Origin of the sequence: Nocardia seriolae NBRC 15557, from assembly GCF_007990715.1 — a bacterium.
In the GTDB taxonomy this organism is placed as follows: Bacteria; Actinomycetota; Actinomycetes; order Mycobacteriales; family Mycobacteriaceae; genus Nocardia; species Nocardia seriolae.
In genome coordinates, this window is record NZ_BJWY01000021.1 from 42,280 (window position 1) to 65,702 (window position 23,423).

The 23,423-nt window shown below is 68.6% G+C and carries 22 protein-coding genes; 11 read left to right on the forward strand and 11 right to left on the reverse strand.

The window, feature by feature from the left end; all coding sequences use genetic code 11:
• Positions 1-242 precede the first annotated feature (242 nt).
• The 3 genes from NS2_RS09800 to ftsY form a co-directional block, all read right to left on the reverse strand.
• Positions 243-581 carry a P-II family nitrogen regulator gene (locus NS2_RS09800; RefSeq protein ID WP_033086090.1) on the reverse strand — a complete coding sequence of 113 codons (339 nt, stop codon included), beginning with the start codon at positions 579-581 and terminating at the stop codon, positions 243-245.
• Between the two features lie 5 nt (positions 582-586).
• Positions 587-1,936, reverse strand: coding sequence for an ammonium transporter (locus tag NS2_RS09805; protein ID WP_096490457.1), 1,350 nt, complete (start codon positions 1,934-1,936; stop codon positions 587-589).
• Positions 1,937-2,197: 261 nt separating this feature from the next.
• Complete coding sequence (ftsY, locus tag NS2_RS09810; RefSeq protein ID WP_033086088.1) at positions 2,198-4,066, reverse strand: signal recognition particle-docking protein FtsY; 1,869 nt, start codon at positions 4,064-4,066, stop codon at positions 2,198-2,200.
• Between the two features lie 215 nt (positions 4,067-4,281).
• Between ftsY and NS2_RS09815 the strand changes: the two genes are divergently transcribed.
• Positions 4,282-4,671: a DUF2237 family protein gene (locus NS2_RS09815; RefSeq protein WP_033086087.1), complete on the forward strand. Its 390-nt coding sequence runs from the start codon at positions 4,282-4,284 to the stop codon at positions 4,669-4,671.
• Between the two features lie 178 nt (positions 4,672-4,849).
• A complete protein-coding gene (locus NS2_RS09820) occupies positions 4,850-5,494 on the forward strand; it encodes a peptidase inhibitor family I36 protein (protein WP_052086030.1) in 645 nt (214 codons plus the stop codon).
• A 2-nt stretch (positions 5,495-5,496) separates the two neighbouring features.
• Here NS2_RS09820 and NS2_RS09825 read toward each other — a convergent pair whose 3' ends face one another.
• Positions 5,497-6,429, reverse strand: a complete 933-nt coding sequence (locus NS2_RS09825) for a hypothetical protein (protein ID WP_145961802.1) — start codon at positions 6,427-6,429, stop codon at positions 5,497-5,499.
• A 231-nt stretch (positions 6,430-6,660) separates the two neighbouring features.
• Here NS2_RS09825 and NS2_RS09830 point away from each other — a divergent pair, with 231 nt between their 5' ends.
• Positions 6,661-6,915 carry a hypothetical protein gene (locus NS2_RS09830; protein ID WP_143161249.1) on the forward strand — a complete coding sequence of 85 codons (255 nt, stop codon included), beginning with the start codon at positions 6,661-6,663 and terminating at the stop codon, positions 6,913-6,915.
• A 182-nt stretch (positions 6,916-7,097) separates the two neighbouring features.
• Here NS2_RS09830 and NS2_RS09835 read toward each other — a convergent pair whose 3' ends face one another.
• Positions 7,098-7,811 carry a TetR/AcrR family transcriptional regulator gene (locus NS2_RS09835; protein WP_231993002.1) on the reverse strand — a complete coding sequence of 238 codons (714 nt, stop codon included), beginning with the start codon at positions 7,809-7,811 and terminating at the stop codon, positions 7,098-7,100.
• A gap of 422 nt (positions 7,812-8,233) precedes the next feature.
• Here NS2_RS09835 and NS2_RS09840 point away from each other — a divergent pair, with 422 nt between their 5' ends.
• Positions 8,234-9,151 carry an NmrA family NAD(P)-binding protein gene (locus NS2_RS09840; protein WP_071811709.1) on the forward strand — a complete coding sequence of 306 codons (918 nt, stop codon included), beginning with the start codon at positions 8,234-8,236 and terminating at the stop codon, positions 9,149-9,151.
• Between the two features lie 203 nt (positions 9,152-9,354).
• Here NS2_RS09840 and NS2_RS09845 read toward each other — a convergent pair whose 3' ends face one another.
• Positions 9,355-9,996, reverse strand: a complete 642-nt coding sequence (locus NS2_RS09845; RefSeq protein WP_033086084.1) for an HAD family acid phosphatase — start codon at positions 9,994-9,996, stop codon at positions 9,355-9,357.
• Between the two features lie 185 nt (positions 9,997-10,181).
• On the reverse strand, positions 10,182-13,907 hold the full coding sequence (locus tag NS2_RS09850; protein ID WP_147207134.1) for an AAA family ATPase: 3,726 nt from the start codon (positions 13,905-13,907) through the stop codon (positions 10,182-10,184).
• A 116-nt stretch (positions 13,908-14,023) separates the two neighbouring features.
• Between NS2_RS09850 and NS2_RS09855 the strand changes: the two genes are divergently transcribed.
• The gene (locus NS2_RS09855; RefSeq protein WP_036548589.1) at positions 14,024-14,965 is read left to right on the forward strand and encodes a MerR family transcriptional regulator; all 942 of its coding nucleotides are present in this window, start codon (positions 14,024-14,026) and stop codon (positions 14,963-14,965) included.
• A gap of 225 nt (positions 14,966-15,190) precedes the next feature.
• Here the strand turns inward: NS2_RS09855 and NS2_RS09860 are convergent, their stop codons facing one another.
• The 3 genes from NS2_RS09860 to NS2_RS09870 form a co-directional block, all read right to left on the reverse strand.
• On the reverse strand, positions 15,191-16,180 hold the full coding sequence (locus tag NS2_RS09860; RefSeq protein ID WP_033086081.1) for an Rpn family recombination-promoting nuclease/putative transposase: 990 nt from the start codon (positions 16,178-16,180) through the stop codon (positions 15,191-15,193).
• Between the two features lie 75 nt (positions 16,181-16,255).
• On the reverse strand, positions 16,256-16,795 hold the full coding sequence (locus NS2_RS09865; RefSeq protein ID WP_143161248.1) for a hypothetical protein: 540 nt from the start codon (positions 16,793-16,795) through the stop codon (positions 16,256-16,258).
• A 51-nt stretch (positions 16,796-16,846) separates the two neighbouring features.
• Positions 16,847-17,275 carry a DUF1707 SHOCT-like domain-containing protein gene (locus NS2_RS09870; RefSeq protein WP_033086080.1) on the reverse strand — a complete coding sequence of 143 codons (429 nt, stop codon included), beginning with the start codon at positions 17,273-17,275 and terminating at the stop codon, positions 16,847-16,849.
• Positions 17,276-17,449: 174 nt separating this feature from the next.
• Between NS2_RS09870 and NS2_RS09875 the strand changes: the two genes are divergently transcribed.
• Positions 17,450-18,682, forward strand: coding sequence for an acyl-CoA dehydrogenase family protein (locus NS2_RS09875; RefSeq protein WP_033086079.1), 1,233 nt, complete (start codon positions 17,450-17,452; stop codon positions 18,680-18,682).
• 1 nt (position 18,683) lies between these two features.
• Positions 18,684-19,808, forward strand: coding sequence for an acyl-CoA dehydrogenase family protein (locus NS2_RS09880; RefSeq protein WP_033086078.1), 1,125 nt, complete (start codon positions 18,684-18,686; stop codon positions 19,806-19,808).
• 13 nt (positions 19,809-19,821) lie between these two features.
• Here the strand turns inward: NS2_RS09880 and NS2_RS09885 are convergent, their stop codons facing one another.
• Complete coding sequence (locus NS2_RS09885; RefSeq protein ID WP_143161247.1) at positions 19,822-20,001, reverse strand: hypothetical protein; 180 nt, start codon at positions 19,999-20,001, stop codon at positions 19,822-19,824.
• 198 nt (positions 20,002-20,199) lie between these two features.
• Here NS2_RS09885 and NS2_RS09890 point away from each other — a divergent pair, with 198 nt between their 5' ends.
• The 4 genes from NS2_RS09890 (at position 20,200) to NS2_RS09905 (ending at position 23,420) form a co-directional block, all read left to right on the forward strand.
• On the forward strand, positions 20,200-20,640 hold the full coding sequence (locus NS2_RS09890) for a carboxymuconolactone decarboxylase family protein (protein ID WP_052086028.1): 441 nt from the start codon (positions 20,200-20,202) through the stop codon (positions 20,638-20,640).
• Positions 20,641-20,702: 62 nt separating this feature from the next.
• Positions 20,703-21,461, forward strand: coding sequence for a metallophosphoesterase family protein (locus NS2_RS09895; protein WP_033086076.1), 759 nt, complete (start codon positions 20,703-20,705; stop codon positions 21,459-21,461).
• 179 nt (positions 21,462-21,640) lie between these two features.
• Positions 21,641-22,084, forward strand: a complete 444-nt coding sequence (locus NS2_RS09900; RefSeq protein ID WP_033086075.1) for a CBS domain-containing protein — start codon at positions 21,641-21,643, stop codon at positions 22,082-22,084.
• 43 nt (positions 22,085-22,127) lie between these two features.
• A complete protein-coding gene (locus NS2_RS09905; RefSeq protein WP_045436287.1) occupies positions 22,128-23,420 on the forward strand; it encodes an ArsB/NhaD family transporter in 1,293 nt (430 codons plus the stop codon).
• The last annotated feature ends 3 nt before the right edge of the window (positions 23,421-23,423 follow it).

A 23,423-nucleotide genomic window follows, 5' to 3' on the forward strand; every position in this document is an offset into this window, starting at 1 on the left:
TGTCTAATTTGCCTCCGCTGCGCTCCGGCGGGGTCGCGGCCCTGGAGGTCTCGTTCTTCCCTCCCTCCGCTCCTCCGCTTCGCTCCCCCGCTCCACTCAGTCCAGAACGAGACGGGCCGCGACCCATGAGCGTTGACGCCTCGGATATGCAATTGTTTCGACTAATTTCCCGTGAGCACGACGGCGGCCCGTTCCCATCCGAGTTCGGGCGGGAGCGGGCCGCCGCTCGATCCGTTCTTCAGTTACAGAGCGTCGGAACCGCGTTCGCCGGTGCGCACCCGGATGATCGAGTCGACCGGGGTCACCCAGACCTTGCCGTCACCGATCTTGCCGGTGCGGGCGGCCTCGACGATGACCTCGACGACCTTGTCGACGGAGGCGTCGTCCACGACCACCTCTACCCGAACCTTCGGGACGAAGTCGACCGAGTACTCGGCGCCGCGGTAGACCTCGGTGTGGCCCTTCTGGCGGCCGTAGCCCTGGACCTCGCTGACGGTCATGCCGAGCACGCCCGCCTGCTCCAGCCCGGTCTTGACGTCCTCCAGGGTGAACGGCTTCACGATCGCAGTGATCAGTTTCATTTTCGTCATGCCTCCTTGACGGCGGCGGTGCGCGCCGCACCACCCACAGCAGCGAAATCGTATGCCGTTTCAGCGTGGTCCGACTCGTCCATGCCCACGAACTCCTCTTCCTCCGTGGCGCGGAGGCCGATGGTGAACTTGATGGCGAAAGCCAGGATCAGGGTCACGGTGAACGAGAACGCCAGCACCACACCGGCACCCACGGCCTGACGCCACAGCTGGTCGAAGCCGCCGCCGTAGAACAGACCCTTCACGTGGGCCGGGGCCTCCGCGGTGGCGACCAGGCCGACCATCAGGGTGCCGATGATGCCGCCGACGAGGTGGACGCCGACCACGTCGAGCGAGTCGTCGAAGCCGAGCTTGAACTTCCGGCCCACCGCCAGGGCGCAGGCGACACCGGCGACCAGGCCGATGGCCAGCGCGCCCAGGACGTTCACCGAGGAGCAGGACGGGGTGATGGCGACCAGACCCGCGACGATGCCCGAGGCGGCACCGAGCGAGGTGGCGTGTCCGTCACGGACCTTCTCGACGAGCAGCCAGCCGAGCATGGCGGCGCAGGTGGCGAAGGTGGTGGTCAGGAAGGTGGTACCCGCCATGCCGTTGGAGGACAGCGCCGAACCGGCGTTGAAGCCGAACCAGCCGAACCACAGCAGACCGGCGCCGAGCATGACGAACGGCAGGTTGTGCGGGCGCATCGGGGTCTTGGGCCAGCCCTTGCGCTTGCCGAGGACCAGGCACAGCGCCAGACCGGCGGCACCGGCGTTGATGTGGACGGCGGTACCACCCGCGAAGTCGATCACCTTGAGCTTGTTGGCGATCCAGCCGCCCGCGTGGATGATGTCACCGGTGGCGGGGTCGGTGGCATTGAAGTCGAAGACCCAGTGTGCGACGGGGAAGTAGACGAGGGTGGCCCACACCGCGGCGAACAGCGCCCACGCACCGAACTTCAGGCGGTCGGCGACCGCGCCGGAGATCAGGGCGACGGTGATGATCGCGAACATCAGCTGGAAGGCCACGAACACGGTCATCGGGATGGCGGTGTTGCCCGCCAGCGGGATGCCGATCGCATCGGCGGCCTGGACGCCCTTCGACGGGTCGGCGGCCACGGCCGCGTGGGCGTCGGAGCCGATCAGACCCTTGAGCCCGAAGAACTGGGTCGGATTGCCGATCAGACCGAACTTGTCATTGCCGAACGACGTCGAGAATCCGAAGATCGCCCATAGGACGCCGACGATGCCCATGGCACTGATCGACATCATGATCATATTGAGCACGTTCTTGCTACGGACCATGCCGCCGTAGAAGAACGCGAGCCCGGGGGTCATCAACAACACCAATGCCGAGCTCGCGAGCATCCATGCTGTGTCGCCGGAGTTCGGCAAATCAACGATGGGGTACGCCACCTTTTGTCCTCCTCATCTTGGGCCCCGCAGCAACCTGCGAATAAGCCTGCAATGAGATTCGTCAGTCGGTGTTTCAGCCGTGATCCTGCGGCGTTTCGCGTAGGTGAACGGATGAGATTGCAGTGTTGCGGTCACGTTTCCGAAACCGCGCCACTGTTACCACGACATTGTGAGGATGATGTTGATTTCGATAACGATGCTGGTGGGGGCTTGTTATCCGAGCAGGGCGTCGACGAAGGCGCCGGGCTCGAAGGGGGCGAGATCATCCGCGCCCTCTCCCAAACCGACCAGTTTGACCGGTACGCCGAGCTCGTGTTGCACCTGGAACACGATGCCGCCCTTGGCGGTTCCGTCCAGCTTGGTCAGCGCCACGCCGGTGATGTCGACGACGTCGGCGAACACCCGCGCCTGCATCAGGCCGTTCTGGCCGACCGTCGAGTCCAGCACCAGGATGACCTCGTCCACCGCGGCCTTCTTCTCGACCACGCGCTTGACCTTGCCCAGCTCGTCCATCAGGCCGGTCTTGGTGTGCAGGCGGCCCGCGGTGTCGATGAGCACCACGTCCACGCCGCGCTCGATACCGGCGGACACGGCGTCGAACGCGACGGCCGCGGGGTCCGCGCCCTCCTTGCCGCGCACGGTCTCCGCGCCCACGCGCTCGCCCCAGGTCTGCAGCTGATCGGCGGCGGCGGCGCGGAAGGTGTCGGCCGCGCCCAGCAGCACCCGGCGGCCGTCGGCCACCAGCACGCGCGCCAATTTGCCGGTGGTGGTGGTCTTTCCGGTGCCGTTCACGCCCACGACCAGCAGGATCGACGGGTGATCGGCGTGCGGTAGCGCCCGGATGGAGCGATCCAGCTCCGGCCGCAGCGCCTCGACGAGCACCTGGCGTAGCACTGCCCGCGCCTCGGTGGCGGTGCGCACGCTGCGCGACGCCATCTCCTCGCGCAGCCGCTCCACAATGGCCGCGGTGCTGGCCGTGCCCAGATCGGCCATGACGAGGGTGTCCTCGATCTCCTCCCAGGAGTCCTCGTCCAGATCGCCACCGCCCAGCAGACCCAGCAGCGACTTGCCGACGGCGTTCTGCGACCGGGACAACCGCCCCCGCAGACGGGTCAGACGGCCGGAGGTGGGCTCGATCTCGGCGATTTCGGCCGGAGCCGCGGCGGGAGCGGACGTTTCGGGCGCGGCAGCAGGCGCACCGGCGTGCGCGGCAACAGCGGCCTCCGCACCGGCGGCGACCTCCGCGGCGGCAACCGCGGCCTCGGCGGCCTCCTCCGCGGCGGCCTCCTCCGAAAGCGGCTGCTCGGCAACCTCTCCCGCCCCCTTGTCGGCGGCATCCTCCCCGGCCTGCCCGGCGGCCTCGAGTGCTGCGGCCCGCGCGTCGGCGTCGGATTCACGCACGCCCGCGGCCGTTGCAGCGACGGACTTCCCGACCGCGGCGGACTGATCGGCGTCCGCGGCGTATGCGGATTCGGCCTGGTCGGCCACGGCGGCCGTCGCGTCGGCGGCATTTCCGGAGCCGGTGCGATCGGAGGCAGCGCCCTTGGCGTCGGCGGACTTCCTCGCGTCGGCGGACGTCTCGGAGGCGGCGGTCCGATCGGCGTCGGCGGCCGTCGCGCCGTCGGACTCCTCGGACGCGGTGGTCCGATCGGCGGCGGTTTCGGAACCGGCAGCGGCGGTGGAATCGGCGGGTGTGACGGACTGCGCCGGGGCGGGCTCGGGGCCCTGCACCGGATCGGGGAGGCGGACGTTGGTGATGGTGCGCTTGGCGGCGTCGCGCGGGATGGCGGCGTCGTCGCCGACGTGGGGCTGGCCCTCGTCGTCGGTGCGCTCGGGCGGGAGGGGCACCGGCTTGGGCTTGGTCGCGGGGGCTTTCGCCTTCTCCGCGGCGCTGCCCTGGCTGAAGCTGAATCCGCGCGATGCCTGGTATCCGCCGGACCGGTCGGTGACCTCCTTGGTCTCGGTGGTCTCCGGGGTCAGCGAGATGCGGCGGCGCTTGTTCAGGGCGTACCCGGCCACCAGCGCCACGAGCAGCACCGCGGCGATCGCGGCGATGAGGATCCAAACTTCTGCAGTCGTCACGCCCCCATCCTTTCAGAGGCGGTTGTATTGCCGGTTTCACACACCTACCGACGCGTCGAGGAGCAGTGTCATGTATCACACAGCGATGCCGCGCGGGCGTCGACACGCCGGGGCGAGGCCTGGAGATCCCAACAACTACCGACCGGTCTGCTCGACTACGTGCCACAGTGCGGAAGGAGCGGCGAATGCGACACCGAGACAATAGGATCGGCCCTGTGACCGATCGAAATGTGCTTGGGGGACCGCTCGAGGAGTGTGGCACCGATCCTCTCACCGGCTTCTACCGGGACGGATGCTGCAGCACCGGCCCCGAGGATTTGGGCAGCCACACCGTCTGCACGGTGGTGACCGCGGAGTTCCTGGAGCACCAGAAGTCGATCGGCAATGATCTCGTCACCCCGCGGCCCGAGAACAATTTCCCCGGCCTGCAGCCGGGGGACCGCTGGTGCGTGGTGGCGGTGCGCTGGCTGCACGCCCACGAGGACGGGGTGGCCGCGCCGGTGGTGCTGGCCGCCACCCACGAGAACGCCCTCGAGGTCGTACCGATGGACACCCTGCGCAAGTACGCCGTCGACGTCCCCGACGACGTCAGCGACCTGCTCTGAGCCCGCGGCGAACAACGTGCGCTGAGCCCGCGGCGAACAACGTGCGCTGAGCCCGCGGCGAACAACGTGCGCTGAGCCCTGAGCGGCGGTGATAGTCCGCCGTTGGGGCTTGATTGGCCTGCCCTCGCAACCTGGTCGCGCAGCCGAAACCGGCTGTGCGACAAAGGGAGGGAATTCCATGTCAATCAAGAAACGGCTGGCCGGTCTCGCCGTCGGGGCCGCCGCGGTGGCCGCGAGCCTGGCGGTGGCCGCACCCGCGCACGCCGCCTCCGGCTTCGACCGCTGCCCGGACGGCTCCATCTGCCTGTTCACCCAGCCCAATGGCGGCGGCCAGATGGTGCCGTTCCGGATCGGCGCGCCCGATCTGCGCTGGGTCGGGATCGACAAGAGCACGCAGTCGGTGTGGAACCGCACGGGCCACTACGTCACCGCTTTCGACGACTACCGCTACCGGGGCAACGGAACCCGGTTCGCGCCGAACGAGAAGCGGCTCACGCCCGCCGGTTTCGTCAGCCTGGCGAACACCAGCTCGCTCACCGTGGAGGTCGAGTCGGCCTGGTACGACCGCTGCCCGCTGGGCACGCTGTGCCTGTTCGACGAGCCCAACGGCGAGGGCCACATGACCGTGGTGCGTTCCAGCGCACCGGATCTGGACCAGACCCGCATCGACGCCCACCCGGTGTCGCTGTGGAACCGGACCGGCGGGATGATCGCGTTCTACGACAAGACCTTCTACACCGGCAACAGCTTCCAGTTCGTCGACAATCTGAAGATCTCGGCGTCACCGGTGCGGCAGAATTCGCATTCGCTGAAGCTCCCGTGAGTTCAGCCGGTGGTGGTGGGCAGCCCGGTCTCGCCGTTGTCGTGCAGCAGGGTGTCACCGCTCTTGCGCAGTAAAGCGTCGGTGGCGCTGCGTAATTCGCCCCGGGCCGCGCAAAGCTGCGGGTCCGAGGCGAAGGCCAGCCGATCCGCGCTGGCCTGTAGCGGGGCATTGAGCACCTGCAGCGTGATGGCGGCGGCGATGGCCCCGAAGAACAGCGCGACCGGGGCGGGCCGCTCCCCCGCCAGCGCCAGGGCCAGCGCGGCCTGACCGCCGAAGACGGCCGCGGTGGCCGCCGAGACCACCAGCGAGTGGATCATGGCCGCGCGCAGGGACTCGCCCTCGTCGAAGGCGTCGAGCACGGCGATGCCCAGGCCCAGCACCACCAGGTCGGCGGCCAGCACCGAGAGCATGGCGGTGCGCGGCAGCACGTTGAGCCCCAACAGGATCAGCGCCGCGCTCAGCCCGAGCAGCAGCGCGCCGACGGTGAGCAGTCCGGACGCCGATCGGCGCGCGTCCTCCGACCATTCGGCGTGCTGGCCGAGCATGCCCAGCATGGTGCCCAGCAGCGCGAGCAGGGTGAGCGCGCCGAGCAGGTAGCCGGCGGGCAGGAAGCCGCCGACCGCGGGCATGGCCAGCAGCGCGCACAGCGGCAACAGCCCGACGCGCCACAGCCGGTCGACCCGTTCGACGGCCCGAACGGGCAACAGCCGCACGAACACTCCGCTGAAGGCCAGCACCGGCGCGCACACCAGCACGATCCGCACGCCGTCGAACCAGGGCTCGCCACCCGCCAGCCGATCGGCCACCACCGCCGCCGCACATACCAGCAAACCGCTGGCAGCCCTGCGTAACAATGGCTTTCGCGGATCCCGCGCCAGCAGATACAGACCGAGCCACCATGCGACACCGAACGTCGCGGCCGACACCCACACCACGCAGGGAGCGTACTGCCCCGCTGCCCGTTTGCGGGTTGTTACAAAGACACCGTATATGCCCTTCTACCAGTGGATTTCGGCCTGAAACCGGTCTCGTCACACCTTCGCATCCGTTCGGACACACCCAGGTCACGAAGCCCCGCAACGGCTTTCACGGAATGCCGTGCGGAGGCGAACCGAATGGGCGCTCCGACCGTGTATCCGCGGTACGGAACCGACGATCGGGAGAGCATGACCACACCCAACCGGCCGCATCCACTGCTGCGTCTCGGCCTGGCGCTCGCGGCGTTCCTGCTGGCAGCGGCGCTCAGCGCCACCGCGCGCGCAGACCCGGAGCCGGGGCCCACCATCACCCTCGACGGCGGTGGTCACGCCACCTTCTCCGCAACCGTGGCCGAGGGCCGGAGCAAGTCCGTCGTCCTCGGCTTCACGGCGGGTCCGAAGGTAACGGTCTCGATCACCTCGCCATCCGACAACGCCGGGTGACCATCAGCGACCCGGACCGGAAAACGGTTGTGCCGGAGGGAACCTCGGCGACCTTCGAGAAGATCACCGCGGGCAGCTGGACCTTCCTCGTCACCTCCCGCGGCGGGGCCGCGAGCTACACGCTGACCATCACGGCCACGTGACCACCGGCGCTTCCGGTTGTCACACGCGAGCCGCCATGGTCACCCGACAGCAGGCGTGGCCATGGCGGCGTGGCGGCGGCGATGGGCCTTCTGGCGGCAGGCGGGCGAGCAGTAGCGCGGCGGGCGACCGGTGCCGGTCGACCGGACCGGGGTGGCGCAGATCGGGCAGTGCGGCGCGGGGGTTTCGTTACGCACGGCCGTTTCGTCACCGTGCGCAACGGGGTTTCGGTGTTTCGTTACGGCCCCGGGGCGGGCCCGCATCGAGTCCAGGACCAGGGCGACCGGTCGCGACAGTCCCGGGTCGGGGCTGAGGCGTTGCATGGCAACGCATCCGGTGAACAGGGCGAGCACGTCGCTCAGGAGCAGGTCGGGCCGGACCGCGCCCCGGCGCTGCGCGGCGGTGAGCAGATCGTCGAGCGCGGTGTGGAACCGCGCCCCCGCGTCCTGAACCAGCTCGCGCGGCCAGCCGTCATTGCTGACCAGGTCGCACACCGCCTGATTGCGGTGCGCGGAGGTGATCACCTCGGCGCAGAAGGAGAAGAACGCCGCACCGGGATCGGCGGCGTCGCGCAGCCGGTGGGCCAGCGCGGTGAGCCGGTCGATGCGCTGCTGCATGACCGCTTCCAGCAGCGCGGTTTTCGTCGGGAAATGCCGATGGACCGTCCCCGCGCCCACCCCCGCGCGCCGCGCCACCTCGGCCAGCGAGACCGAGACGCCGCCCTGGGCGAGGGCCCGTTGCGCGGCAGCGAGCACCAACGCCCGATTGCGACGAGCATCGGCGCGTGAATTCGGACCGGCACCGAACCGCGCGATATCCGCACCGGTCCGGGCCGCCCGACTCGGCCGAGCCACATCCGGTCCGGGCCGGGCCACATCCACGCCGACCTGGGCCGTGCCCGCGCCACGCCGGGCCGGGCCCGCACCGGGCCGGGCTGTGTCCGCACCGGGCCGGGCTGTGTCCGCACCAGGCCGGGCTGTGTCCGCGCCGGGCCTCGCCATGTCTGCACCGGGCTGCGCCGCAGCTGGGGTGCGCACCGTCGATGTGGGGCGGGATGGGGTGGGTGCGGGCATTTCGTTACGCGGGTCCTTTCCGTTGCTGGCCAACGGAAACGGGGCGGTTCTAGCGTCCGGATGCGGGTCGACCGACCCGAATACTACCGAACGAACGGGCGGCAGTGTCTTCTCGGAATGAATCGTCTACTCGCAGTGATCTGATCCTGGTGACCGGCGCGACCGGTAAGCAGGGTGGCGCGACCGCGCGGCGGTTGCTGGCCGTCGGGCGGCGGGTGCGGGCGCTGGTGCGGGATGCGGAATCGCCTGCGGCGCGGGAGCTCGCGGCGGCGGGCGCGGAACTGGCCGTCGGGGATTTCGACGAGCCGGGTGGTCTGGGGGCCGCGCTGACAGGGGTGGATTCGGCCTTCCTGGTGCCGCCCGCCACCTTCGGGCCGAACGGTTGGGATGTCGGTTTGGAGGTCGAACGCGGTACCCGGTTCATCGAGGCCGCGCAGGCGGCGGGCGTGGAATTCGTCGTGTTCACCACCGTCGCCTCCTATACCGATGACGGCAAGTGGGGTGCGCAGGGCAAGCGGCAGGTGGAGGAGGCGCTGCGGAACAGCGGCCTGCACTGGACGATCCTGCGTCCGGCGCGGTTCATGGAGAACTACTTCATGCGGGGATACCCGGTGGACGGCATCAATGACGGTGTGCACAAACAGCTGTTCCCGGCCGACCGGCCGATCCAGGCCGTCGCTGTGGCCGATATCGCCGTGTTCGCACAACTGGCCTTCGACGATCCGGCCCGATTCCACGGCGAGACCCTCGAATTGGCGGGTGACGCGCTCACCATGCCGGCCGCCGCCGCGGCGATCAGCGCCGCCATCGGGCAGCCGGTGCGCTACCGGGAGGCGTCGGAAGCCGAGGCCGAGGCGATGGGCCCGGAGGTGGCGGCGGCTTGGCGGCTGTCGCGGGAGGGCCAGGGCTGGCACGCCGATATCGCGGCGCTGCGCGAAATCCATCCCGGGCTGCGGACTCTCGACGCGTGGCTGGCGGAAACCGGTGCGGCGCGGTTGAAATCGCTGTCGGCCGAGGGCTGAGACCCGCGCCGAGGCTGAAATCCAACGGGAGAGCGTAATCCGACGAGCAGGCCGCAATCCGGCGAGGAAGCCGCGCGGTGGCCTCCTCGCCGGACGTCCGATCCCACTCGCCGGATATCCGACTCTGCTCTCTGGTATCCGATCCAGCTTACCGGGCATCAGATCCGGTCGGCCGGGGCCGATCAGGTTCTCCGGGAACCGGATCAGGCCAGCGCGCCGTCGTAGTCGGGCAGTTTGAAGGTCTGCTGGGCGTGGCCGCCGGACAGGTCGGAGGCGCTGTTGCCGATATTGGCGACGATGGTGTAGCCCTGGCCCTCGATGGCGGCACGGGTGGCGGTCTTGTAGTCGGCGAGGGCGGCCGCGCCGCTGGAGCCGGTGGTGAGGCCGCCACCGTAGAGGCCGTCCACCGAATAGCCGACCGAGGACAGGTTGATCTGGGTGTAGAAGTTCATGAGCGCGGGCCGGCCGGTCACGAAGATGATGGCCGCGCCCTGACTCTTGGCCCACTGCGCCAGTTGCAGGATGGGCGGGATGGCCGGGGTGATCGGGCCCGGGTGGTAGCTGGTCTCGAGCACGGTGTTGTCGACGTCGAAGACGATGGCGGGCTTGGTGGTTCCGGGCAGCGCGGCGCGCAGGTAGGTCTTCGCGGCGGCGGCGACCGTGGTGACGTCGCTGATCCACTGGCTGTAGGGCGGCAGATTGGCGCTGCCGCCGGAGCCGGACAGGGATCCGGTGCCCGAGCCCGAGGCCGATCCGGAGGATCCGGAATCGGCCAGGGCGACGGGCAGCGGGGCGACCAGGCCGACGGCGATGCCGACGGCCAGTACGGAGATGAAGCGTCTCATGCGGCGGACGCTAGCGCCCACATTGTGCGACGCGCAGGCGTTTCACTTTGTCGCGGGCCGCAATCCCGCTGAGCGAGACGAATATTCGAATCGATCGTCACCGGCAGAAGCTCAGTCGTCGCAAGCGGAAGCGATGATCCGGCCGCCGTGTTGCCGCACGGGGCATCACAGTGCCACGCAGCGCCTCACGAGCTTGCGCCGACCAGGTTCTCGCCGCGCAGGCGCTGCGAGATCACCTGGGTGATGCCGTCGCCGCGCATGCTCACGCCGTAGAGCGCGTCGGCGATCTCCATGGTCGGCTTCTGGTGGGTGATGACGATCAGCTGGCTCTTCTCGCGCAGCTGCTCGAACAGGCCGATGAGCCTGCGCAGGTTGGTGTCGTCCAGCGCCGCCTCGACCTCGTCCATGACGTAGAACGGGGAGGGGCGGGCGCGGAAGATCGACACCAGGAAAGCCACTGCGGCCAAAGACTTCTCGCCGCCGGAGAGCAGCGAGAGCCGCTTGACCTTCTTGCCCGGCGGGCGGGCCTCGACCTCGACGCCGGTGGTGAGCATATTGGCGGGATCGGTGAGCAGCAGCCGGCCCTCGCCGCCGGGGAACAGGCGGGAGAACACGCCCTCGAACTCGCGCTCGACGTCCTCGTAGGCCTCGGTGAAGACCTGCAGGATGCGCTCATCCACCTCGGAGACCACATCCAGCAGGTCCTGGCGGGCCTTCTTGACGTCCTCGAGCTGGGTGTTGAGGAAGGTGTAGCGCTCCTCGAGGGCCGCGAACTCCTCCAGCGCAAGGGGATTCACCTTGCCGAGGGTGACCAGGTCCTTCTCGGCGCGCTTGGCGCGGCGTTCCTGGGTGGCGCGGTCGTAGGGCATGGGCTGGGGCTCGCTGACCGTCTCGCCGCGCTCGCGGGCCTGCTCGTACTCCATCAGCTCCAGCGCGGTGGGCGGCATGGGGACGTCCGGGCCGTATTCGGCGATGAGGTCGTCGAGGCTGACGCCGAATTGCTCGGCGATATTGGTCTCGACCTGTTCGATGCGCAGCGCCGCCTGGGCGCGGGCCACCTCGTCGCGGTGCACGGCATCGGTGAGCTGGGAGAGCTGGGTGTTCAGGGCACGCGAACGCTCCTTGGTCTGGTCCACCTGGGCGGCGAATTCGCCACGGCGGCGCACCAATTCGTCGCGGCGGGCCGAAGCCTGCGCGACGACCCGCTCGAGTTCGGCGGCCACCTTCTCGGCGGATTCGGCGACCACGGCGGCGACGGCGGCGGCCTGCCGCCGGGCGGCCTGGGCGCGTTCGGCGCGGGCCTGGTTCTCGCGTTCGGCGCGCGCGGCGCGGCGCAGCGAATCCGCCTTGCCGCGAACCGATTCCGCGCGCTCCTCGGCGGTGCGCACGGCCAGCCGGGCCTCCACCTCCATGGAGCGGGCCTCGGCGAGCGCGGCGGCGGCCTCCTCGCGGGCGTATCCGGCGGTCTCGGTGCCCGCGGCCTCCGGATCCATCTCGGCCTGTTCGGATTCCGCGTGACGCAGCCGGTCCTCGAGCTCGGCCAGCTTGGCGAGGGTGTCCTCACGGCCGGTCTCGGCATCGGCGCGCTGCGCGAGCAGCCGGTCGCATTCCTTCTGCGCGGTCCGCGCCGAATGCCCGAGCCGCCCGAGCCGGTCGTAGATGGCGACCAGCGCCTGATCCGACTCGTGCAGCGCCAGCAACGCGTGGTCGACGGCCTCCTTGCGGTCGGTCTGTTCGGCCAGCGCCCCCGCCAGCGCCGCCTCCAGCTCCTCGGCCTGGCGCTGCCACGACTCCAATTCCTGCTTGGCCGAATCGATCTCGGCCTGCACCTCGAGCTGACTGGGCGCCCGATCGGAGCCGCCGAGCACCCACCCGCTGCCGGTCAGATCACCCTCGCGGGTAACCACGCGCAGCTCCGGGCGCTCGGCGATGACACGCGCCGCGGTGGCCAGATCGTCGGCGACGGCAATGCCCGCCGTGAGCGCGGTGATCGCCGCACGCAGATTCGCCGGGCAGTCCACTACCTCGACCAGCCACCGCGCACCCGCCGGTAGTCGCGAATCGTCCTGCCCCGCACCGGTATTCGATCCGATCCCAGCCTGCCCCGCCACGCCGCCGACCGGGGCGAAGGCACCCGGCCCGTTCGGGTCGATGGGCGCGCCGCCACCCGGCTGTCCGAGCACGGCGGACGGTCGAGCACCGGCGTCGGCGAAAACCAGGGCGGCGCGGCCGCCGTCGGCTTCCTTGAGGGCGCGGACCGCGGCGTGGGCGGAGGGGCCGGTGTCGGCGGCCACGGCGTCGGCCAGGGGGCCGAGGGCGGCGGCCACCGCGGCCTCGAAACCGCCGTGGACGCGGAGCAATCCGGACAGGGGACCGAGCAAGCCCTCGGTGCGGTGTTCGAGGAGCCAGGCCGCGCCGTCCTTGCGGCGCAAGCCCATGTTCAGGGCCTCGATGCGCGCGCCGAGGGAGGCGACGCGTTTGCCCGCCTCGCGGTCGCGTTCGCGCAGTTCGGTGACGCGCTGGTCGGCCAGGGCCAGGGCCTGGGCGGCGTGTTCGTAGGCGGTGTCGAGGCCCTCCTCGCCCGCGTCGAGTTCGCCGAGTGCGCCCTGGACGGCCTCGAATTCGGCATCGGCCTCCTCGCCGCGGCGGCGGGCCTCGGCGATGCCGGTGGACATGCGGGCGATCTCGCCGTCCACGGACTGGGCGCGAATGCGCAGGGTGTCGACCTGGCCGGAGAGCCGGGCCAGGCCCTCGCGGCGGTCGGCGATGGCGCGCACGGCGGCGAGGTGGGCCTGTTCGGCGGCCTTGGCGGCATGTTCGCGTTCGTGCAGCTGTTCGCGGGCGGCTTCCAGGGTCTCGGTGGCCATTTCGACCGCTTCGCGCAGTTCGGCCTCTTCGGCCTCGACCCGATCCGCCTCGCGCTCCAGCTGTTCCGGGTCGCGGCCGGTGCCGGTCGGTTGCTCGATGGTGAGATTGCGGGCGCGGTCGCGGGCAATGCGGATGGTGGCATTGACGCGTTCGGTCAGCGCGGACAGCTGGAACCAGGTCTGGGCGGCCGCCTCGGCGCTCGGGGTCAGCTTGGACAGCTCGAATTCCTGCTGTGCCAATGCGGCATTGGCGGCATCCAGCTCGGCCTGCACATTGACGTGCTGTTCGCGCGCGTAGGCTTCCTTGCTCTGCTGGCTCTCCAGTTCGCGGCGGCGGGTCACCAGATCGTCGGCGGCGAGACGCAATCGGGAATCACGCAGTTCGGACTGGACGGTCGCGGCACGGCGCGCCACCTCGGCCTGCCGGCCCAGCGGCTTGAGCTGTCTGCGCAATTCGGTGGTGAGGTCGGTGAGCCGGGCCAGATTGGCCTGCATGGCGTCCAGCTTGCGGACGGCCTTCTCCTTGCGCCGCCGGTGCTTGAGCACGCCCGCGGCCTCCTCGATGAAGGCGCGCCGATCCTCGGGCCGCGACTCCAGAATCGCCGACAGCTGCCCCTGCCCGACGATGACGTGCATCTCGCGCCCGATACCGGAGTCGCTGAGCAACTCCTGCACATCCATCAATCGGCACGAGTTCCCATTGATCTCGTACTCGCCCGCCCCGTCGCGGAACATGCGCCGCGTGATCGACACTTCCGAGTACTCGATGGGCAGCACCCCGTCGGAGTTGTCGATGGTCAGCGTGACTTCGGCACGACCGAGCGGCGCGCGGCCCGCGGTCCCGGCGAAGATGACGTCCTGCATCTTCCCGCCCCGCAGCGCCTTCGCGCCCTGCTCACCCATCACCCAGGTGAGCGCATCGACAACATTCGACTTCCCCGACCCATTCGGCCCGACCACACAGGTGATCCCCGGCTCGAATCGCAACGTCGTCGCGGACGCGAAGGACTTGAACCCCTTCAACGTCAGACTCTTCAGGTGCACAGCGGCTCAGACTACCCGCTCCCCCGCGATTGCCCCGAGTATGCCGAACCCCGCGTCCCATCTGCGTCATTCCTGCTCTTGACTCTCCACCAAGGGGAAGCACGAAGGTGGGACCCATGGACGACGAAACGCTCTACACCATCGGAGCCCTGGCCGACCGAACCGGCCTGACGGTCAAGACCATCCGTTTCTACTCCGACCAGGGCATCGTTCCGCCGACCACCCACACCCCCGCCGGCTACCGCCTCTACGACCTCGAAGCGCTCGCCCGCCTCGAACTGGTCCGCACCCTGCGCGAACTCGGCATGGACCTGGCGACCGTCCGCCGGGTGCTTTCCCGCGAGACATCCCTGACCGATGTCGCCGTCGCCCACGCCGAGGCGGTGGATACACAGATCCGCGTGCTTCGGCTGCGCCGCGCGGTCCTGCGCGCGGTTGCCAAGCGGGAATCAGACGAGAAGGAGATGGAATTCATGCACAAATTGGTCCAATTGTCCGAAGCCGAACGCGACCGCATCGTCCACGATTTCGTCGGCGAGACATTCGGCGCGGTCGACGGCAACCCCGCCGTGGTCGAGCTCCTTCGCTCGAGCATGCCGGAACTACCCGATGACCCCAGCCCGGAGCAGGTCGGGGCCTGGATGGACCTGGTCGAACTGGTACAGGACAACGACTTCCGCGCCGCCGTCCGCCGCATGGCCGAATACCAGGCCGAGCAGCGCACGGCAGGCGATGACACCGGTCTCCACCACGCCCTCACCGAGGCCGTCCGCGACGATGTCGGCCGCGCCCTCACCGAGGGCATCACCCCCGAAGGCCCCGCCGCCACCGCGATCCTCGACCGCCTGACCGCCCGCTACTCCGAAACCTTCGACAAACCTGACGACCGCCCCCTCCGCGAGTGGATCCTCGACCGCCTCACCATCGCCAACGACCCTCGCGTGGAACGCTATTGGCAGCTGGTCGCGACCATCAACGGCTGGCCCCCGCTGCCCGACCTATCCCCCGTCTTCGCCTGGTTCGGCACCGCCCTCCGAGTCCGGCTCACCGAACAGTGACGCGAGAGCAGGTTGCCACCGAGAAAAGACGACCTTGCCGCCCTCACCGAATCAAAGGCGCGATAAACCCTGAACACCTCATAGAGTTCGAATCCTCCTGCGGCTCAGTCATATTCGGGCAACATACGCCCCAACCACTACCCCAGGTTGTTTTCGGATCAACTCGCCATCCAACACGCCAGGTCTGCAGGCCGCGATTGTCATGCGGCCCGCTTCGGTATCGCTTTACCGAAAGACCTCGGCGAGGCTGTTCGCAGTCAGCACACGCGCGGACCAGGCCCGCAGCGCCTCCGCGTCCGCGGACCGGACGGCGGCGACAGTCTGATCCGTAAGCGCTCCGAACTTGATCGACAGTAGTTCGATCAGCATCTCCACACGCTCTTCGGCCTTACCCTCCGCGATGCCCTGGGCGCGGCCTTCAGCGCGCAGCCGGTCCGCGGTCGTCATGATGGCCTCCTTGGCCTGGGGTCCGAGTTGTCCGATGACGGAACCGAGATCGGATTCACTGATCTCGCTGACATTACGAATGTACGTCACCACCGATAGCAGTTCATCCTTGCCGTCAAACCTGGCCAGTATCGCGGCGAGGTCGGGGAGCAGGAGCTTCAAGACCTCCCCCAGGTAACGATTTCCCGGGGCGGTCTTCAACAGGGCCACCATCGTGCGGGCCTCGGAGGGCTGGTCGCGCGCAAGGATGGCGGGCAGGGGTTCCGTGGTGAGGTCGTCGAGCAGGAAACGCAAGGCTGGGAGGTACTCGACGAACACCGCGCGGGTGGCCGCGTCGATGTCGATCAGGTCGGCGAGCTCGGTCGGTTTGTTCCAGCGGCGTCCGTCCGGGCTGGCGTATACGACGACGGGGATCACCGCAGGCAGGGTGTCAGCCTTCGGGTTTTCCTTTATGTAGCGGTTCCAGATACGAACCATGTACTCCAGCATCCGGAACGGCATCAGCGGGTGGGGCTGGCTTTGGTGTTCGATCAGCACATAGATGAACGCCTCGTGGCCGGTTACGCGGGCGCTGAAGAGTAGATCGCTGATGCGGGAGCTCAGCTCCGATGAGACGAAGCTGCAATGCTGGAGCTCGAGCGTTTCCCACTCGATGCACGCCACCATGGCTGGTGACAGCACCGCCCTCAACTCTCCGGCGGCGTTTTCACGCTTCTCCATGACGCGCCTGAAGTACGCGTCATGCCAGTTGTTCGGCTGGTCAGCCATATTCGGGCAACCTACGCCGCACCTGGTCTACGGCAGTCGATTTCGGCGTGACTCGCCATCCGACGCGCGGGGGGATCAGACGCCGATCGGTATGGGGAGACGACGTCGCCAGAATTCGAGCAGGGGGAGCACCAAAAGGGTTGGGCCGAGCCAGGCTATTAGTTCGGAGAGGCCGTACAGGGGGCCGTGGAGGGCGAAGGATACGACGAGGGTGGCTGTCCAGAGGGCTATGTAGGAGCCGCCCAGGCCGTGGACGTAGGCGTGGGTCCAGGGGCCGGGGCGGGCGGTGGCGTGGCGGCCCAGGAGGGCGAGGGCGAAGGTCAAGGCGGACACGGGGATCAGCCACCACAGGTCGGGGCGGTGCCAGAGGACCATGAGGGTGGCGGTTGCGCAGATGGCGGCGACGGTCGTGAGGTACCAGGGCCAGAGCGTGGAGTGTCGGGACCGAAGCGGGGCGCGGTGGGGTGGGGGTTGTGTCGGCGGGGGCGAGGAGGCTGCGAGATCTGTTGCGCCACTATGTGTTCTCGAATCCGTCCAGGCGACCATCGGGCCGAGCAGGCGGCCGAGAGCGCCTGCCGTGACGTGCAGGGTTACCAGGGCGGGGTATGCGGGCATTGCCCACCTCCGGGGAGGGTGAGCGGGGCGGCCGGAAGGTGGCCGCCGGGCTCAGTGGGTGCGGTGGCGGTTCCAGGCGGCGGATTCCCAGCCGGTGAGGACACGGAAGACGAGGACTGCGCCCCAGGGGCCGATTACCCAGATGGGCCAGGGGTAGGTGAATTCGCCTGCGGCTACCGAGATCGCGGCCCAGATGAAGAGGCACAGGAGGCTGACGCCGAGCCAGGCGCTGCCCTCTATTTGCTGCCAGAGGGGGAAGCGGGTGCGGGAAACGGCTTGGGAGGTAGCGGACTTGGGGAGCTTCGGCAGGTCTTGGAGGACCAGGGCAAGGTCTTCGCGGGTGGCTGTCGCGTAGACCTGGGTGAGGCGGTCGTTGTATTCGGCGAGGTCGAGGCGGCCGTCGGACAGGTGGCGGGAGAGCAGGTCGGCGGTGGCGGCGCGCTCGGTGTCGGAGGCGCGGGTGCCGGTGGTGATGTCCATGTCGATACCTAACGGTTGAGCAGGGCTCGATATTCCATTGTGGAACGTAAGACCAAGGGTAAACCTCCATTGTGGAATGTCAAGGGAGTTGAAGTGAAGGCAGGTGCCAGCACATTTGCCAGCAGGGGTTATCGGATGCGATCGTTAGTGCGAGTTCTTGGATAAGGAGTCATCGTGGACCTCGACTGGTCGGCCGCCGATCTGGCATTTCGGGATGAAGTGCGCGGCTTCCTCGACGAAAAGTTAACCGACGATCTGCGGCGGGCGGGGCGGCTGGCGACCAGCGTCTATCCGGACCACGAAGCCAGCATGCAGTGGCAGCACATCCTGCACGAGCGCGGCTGGGCCGCCCCGGCGTGGCCGGTGAAGTACGGCGGGTGCGACTGGAGCCTGACCCAGCACTACATCTTCGGCCGTGAATGCACCCTCGCGGGCGCGCCGAACCTGTCCCCCATGGGGATTCGCATGGTGTCGCACGCGATCATGGCGTTCGGCCGTCCGGAGCAGAAGGACTTCTTCCTGCCCCGCATCCTCACCGGCGAAGTCTTCTTCTGCCAGGGTTATTCGGAGCCCGAGGCGGGTTCGGACCTGGCCTCGCTGACCATGGCCGCGGTCGCCGACGGCGAGGACCTGATCGTCACCGGCTCCAAGATCTGGACCACCCACGCCACCGAGGCCAACTGGATCTTCGCACTGGTCCGCACCTCCAGGCAGGCCAAGAAGCAGCAGGGCATCACCTTCCTGCTCATCGACATGCGCACCCCCGGCATCCAGATCCGCCCGCTGGTCATGACTTCCGGCGAGCAGGTGCAGAACCAGGTCTTCTTCGACCAGGTCCGGGTGCCGAAGGCGAACGTGCTCGGGCAGATCGACGACGGCTGGACGGTGGCCAAGTTCCTGCTCAACTTCGAGCGCGGCGGCGGCGCGGCCGCCCCGATGCTCCAGGTCATGGCCGAGGAGCTGGCGCAGGCCGCCAAGGATCAGGTCGGCCCGAACGGCGGTGCGCTGCTGGACGATCCGGCCTTCGCCGCCAAACTCGCCGATGCCCGCCTGCGCGCGGACGTGCTGGAGATCCTCGAATACCGCACCCTCGCACTGGTTTCCAGCGGCAAGGACCCGGGTCCGGCCGCGTCCACCATCAAGATCCTGGGCACCGAGCTGAGCCAGACGCTCACCGAACTCGCGCTCGAGGCCGCCGGTCCGCGCGGCCGCGCCTATCAGCCGCACGCCACCATGCCCGGCGGCCCGATCGCCGACTTCACCCCGCCCGCGGACGGTTTCGTGACCGGTGCGGAGTGGCAGGCGGTCGCCCCGATGCGGTACTTCAACGACCGCGCCGGCTCGATCTACGCCGGCAGCAACGAGATTCAGCGCAATATCATCGCCAAAGCCACCCTGGGACTGTGACATGGACTTCTCTTTCACCGCCGAGCAGGAACTGCTGCGCGACACCGTCACCGAATTCCTCGCCGCGCGTTACCACCTGGAGGCCAGCCGGGCCGCGGCCCGTACCGGGTCGGGCTGGCAGCCGCAGATCTGGCGCGGCCTGGCCGAGGAGGTCGGAATCCTCGGCGCGAGCCTGCCGGAGTCGGTGGGCGGCATCGGGGGCGGCCCGGTCGAGACGATGATCATCGCCGAGGCGCTGGGCGCGGCGCTGGTGCTGGAACCGTATGTGGACACCGTCGTGGTCGGCGGCGGGCTGCTGCGGCGCGCCACCGGCAAGCGGGCCGAGGATCTGTTGTCCGGCATCGCCTCCGGCGAGGTCGTCACCGGATTCGCCGCGCTGGAACCGCAATCCGGCTACGACTACACCGAGGTCGCCACCACCGCGGTCCGCGACGGCGACGACTGGCTGCTCACCGGCGAGAAGACCGTGGTCACCACCGCCCCGCTGGCCACCCACCTGCTGGTGACCGCGGCCGTGGACGGCGATATCGCCCTGTTCGCGATCGATTTCGACATCGCGAACCCGCCCGCCGGGTTGTCCGCGCGCCCGTACCGCACCATCGACGAGCGCCCGGCCGCCGATCTGAGCTTCGAGAACCTGCGCATCCCCGCTGACGCGCTGCTGCTGGCCCAGGCGGGCGCGGCCATCGCGGCAACCCTCGACGAGGCCATCGCTGCGGTCTGCGCCGAGGCGGTGGGAGCCATGCGCAAGGTGGTCGCCGACACCGTCGCCTACACCAAGCAGCGTCAGCAGTTCGGCGTCCCCATCGCGAGCTTCCAGGCGTTGCAGCACCGCATGGTCGACATGCTGCTGGAGCTGGAACAGGCCGTGGCCGCAACCTATCTGGTGACGCTCAAGCTGGACGCCCCCGCGCCGGAACGGGCCCGCGCCGCCTCCGCGGCCAAGGCCACCATCGGTCGCGCGGCGCGGCGCATCGGCCAGGAGTCGGTGCAGTTGCACGGGGCGATGGGTATGACCGAGGAGCTGGCCATCGGCCACTTCTTCAAGCGCCTCACGGCGGTGCAGTACGAATTCGGCACCACCGACCAGCACATCGCCCGCTACGCCGCGCTCACGCGCCCGTAGCGGGCCGCCGCGATCATCGGCGCTGACCGTAGTTTCCGGCGACGGGTATCCGTTCGGCATCACGCCGAGCGGGTGCCCGCCTGCCCGCGGCCTCGCGGGCCGAACGTCGCACGGCTTGCACGATCACCAGCGCCAATGCGGGTCCGGTGACGAAGCACAGCACACCCAGCGCGATCAATAGAACGGTTCCCACGTGCGGATTATTGTCCGCCGTCCGGCATTTCGCACAATTACGGCAAACGCAACCCTCCGGGCACAACAAGCCGACCGGTCCGACTGCGTCGACCTTCACCCGGGACGGTGTGACCGGGCTCATAACCCTCGACCCGTCACGTCCCCGGGAGCCGTCTCGTCCAAGGGGTGAATTCGAACCGGACGAAAGGACGACATCATGTCGCGCTTGACCATGCACGAGGCGGCCCCCGAGGTCTACAAGGCGTGGATCGCCGCCGAGACCGCCATCCGCCGCGGCCCGCTGGACGCCACCGTGCGGGAACTGGTGAAGATCCGCGTCTCCCAGATCAACGGCTGCCTGTTCTGCATCGACATGCACTCCACCGAGGCCCGTCAGGAAGGCGAGACCGAACGCCGCCTCTGGCACCTGAACGCCTGGCGGGAATCGGCGCTGTTCACCGAGACCGAGCGGGCCGCCCTGGAATACGCCGAGGCCGCAACCGAACTCGGCGCGCACGGGGTGAGCGACGAGATCTGGGCCGGGGTCGAGAAGCACTTCGACGAGGGCCAGCGGGCCGGACTGGTCGCGGTGACCGCCCAGATCAACCTGTGGAACCGGATCGGCGTGCCGCTGCGCATGGAACCCCTCGAGCCCTAGCCGCATCCCGCAATGCCCGGAATGCCGTTGACAGGCCGCGCGGTCTGTGGCTGATTGACGATATGGGGAACCGGGTCGGGGCCGAAGCCGGACGGGTGCGGATCGCCGCGGTGGGTGCTCTGCACATGCGGGAGAGCATGCGCGGGCGGTTCCGCCCCGCGCTGCTCGACCTCGCCGCACACGCCGATGTCCTGCTGCTGGCAGGCGATCTCACCAATGGCGGCACCCTGCGCGACACCGGCACCCTGTGCGCCGAGATCGCGGACCTGCCGGTGCCGGTGATCGCCGTGCTCGGCAATCACGACCACGACCGTCGCCTCGGCTTCCGAATCTCGGTGCGGCTCAACGACCTCGGCGTGCACATGCTCGACGGCACCGCGATCACCCTGCCCGTCAACGGTATCCGCCTGGGCATCGCCGGTGTCATGGGCGGCAGCGGCGGATTCCCCGGCCACCCCGGCAATCCCGCCGAGGGCAGCGTCGAGCACCGGCAGCGTTTCCGCCGCGGCCCCGCCGATGCCCTGCGCCTGCGCGCCGCCCTCGAATCCCTCGACTGCGACCTGCGTGTCGCCCTCATGCACTTCTCCCCCGTGGTGGACACCCTCGTCGGCGAGGCGCCCAAGATCTACCCCGGCCTCGGCTGCCACGACCTCGCCGACGCCGTCGAAACCGGCCGCGCCGCCCTGGCCCTGCACGGACACGCCCACGGCGGCACCGAATTCGGCCGCACCCCGGGCGGTGTCGAGGTCCGCAATGTCTCCTACCCGGTCATCCGCAGCCCCTACCGGGTGTATGAGCTGACACACCCGGGCGACGCGTAAACCCGTTCTCGGTATCCTTTTACGGAACTTCTACTCATGGCGCGCCGGGAAGTCTGGTCGGCCGGTCCGAACCCCTCGGGCTGTACCGTCCGACCTGGGAGTTTCGATGCGGCGTTGGTTTTCGATCTTGACGTATTCTCTTCGCGTGAACGCCCGGCTATCCGTCGTATCCTGCACATATGCATGCCGCTCAGATGGCCGAGGAATATCCGGTGATCGATTTGGACTCCGACGCGATCGACGCGGCGAAGTTGCTCGCGGAGCATCGGCTGCCGGGAATCCTGGTGACCGATGCCAAGGGCAAGCCGCACTCGGTGCTGCCCGCCTCGCAGGTGGTGTTGTTCATCGTGCCGAAGTACGTGCAGGACGATCCGTCGCTGGCGGGGGTGCTCAGCGAGAACATGTGCGGGCAGGTGGTCAAGCGCCTGCGCGGGAAGAAGGTCCGGGACGTGATGCCCGAGCGGCTCACCAAGATTCCGGCGGCCAAGGCCGACGACAACTTCGTCGAAGTGGCGGCGCTCATGGCGAAGTACAAGTCACCGCTGGTGGCGGTACAGGACGGCGACACGCTGCTCGGCGTGATCACCTCCTCGCGCCTGTTGGAAGTGGCGCTCGCGAACTGAGCCCGCCGGGGCGGTGCCCCGATTCAGCGCAGCGGCGGTCGCTATGACCGTCTCCATCGCCATCGCGGTCTTCACCATCTCCTACATCCTCATCGCGTCCGAACGCGTGCACAAAACCATTGCCGCCCTGGTAGGTGCGGGCGTGGTCATCCTGGTCGGCATCATGGACTCCGACGATGTCTTCTACTCCCACGAGACCGGCATCGACTGGAACGTCATCTATCTGCTGCTCGGCATGATGATCATCGTCGGCGTGCTCCGCCAGACCGGCATCTTCGAGTACGTGGCCATCTGGGCGGCCAAGCGCGCCAAGGGTTCCGCGCTGCGCGTGATGATCCTGCTGGTGCTCATCACCGCCACCGCGTCGGGCTTCCTCGACAATGTCACCACCGTGCTGCTCATCGCCCCGGTCACGCTGCTGGTGTGCGAGCGCCTCGAGGTACCGCCGGTCCCCTTCCTGATCGCCGAGGTGCTGGCCTCCAATATCGGCGGCGCGGCCACCCTGATCGGCGACCCGCCCAACATCATCATCGGCTCCAAGGCGGGCCTGTCGTTCAACGACTTCTTCTGGAACCTGACCCCGATCGTGCTGATCGAGCTGGCGGTGTTCACGCTGCTGCTGCCCCGGCTGTTCCGCGGCTGCTTCGACGTCGATCCCGAGCGGGCCGCCGACATCATGCAGCTCGAGGAGCGCGAGGCGATTCGCGATCCGAAACTGCTGATCAAGTGTGGAATTGTGCTCGCCGCGGTTTTCGCGGGATTCTTCGGCCACCCCATTTTCCAGCTCGAACCATCGCTGGTGGCCTTGCTGGGCGCGGGCGCGCTGGTACTGATTTCCGGTCTGCCGCAACGCGATTACCTGTCCGCGGTGGAATGGGAGACGCTGCTGTTCTTCGCCGGTCTGTTCGTGATGATCGGGGCGCTGGTGAAAACCGGTGTGATCGGCCGATTGGCGAAATACGCGACCGAACTCACCGGTGGAAACGCGCTTGTGGCAACCATGCTGATACTGGCGGTTTCGGCGGTGCTGTCGGGCGTCATCGACAATATTCCGTACGTGGCGACCATGAGCCCACTGGTGGCAGAGCTGGTGGGGCAGGTGGACAATCCGGCTCAGGCCGACGCCCTGTGGTGGGCGCTGGCATTGGGCGCGGATTTCGGTGGCAACCTCACAGCAGTCGGGGCGAGCGCGAACGTGGTGATGCTCGGCATCGCCAAGCGCTCGGACCATCCGATCTCGTTCTGGGAATTCACCCGGAAGGGCATTCTGGTGACCGTTGTCACGATTGCGGTGGCCGCGCCATATATGTGGCTGCGCTATTTCGCGTTCCCCTGACCA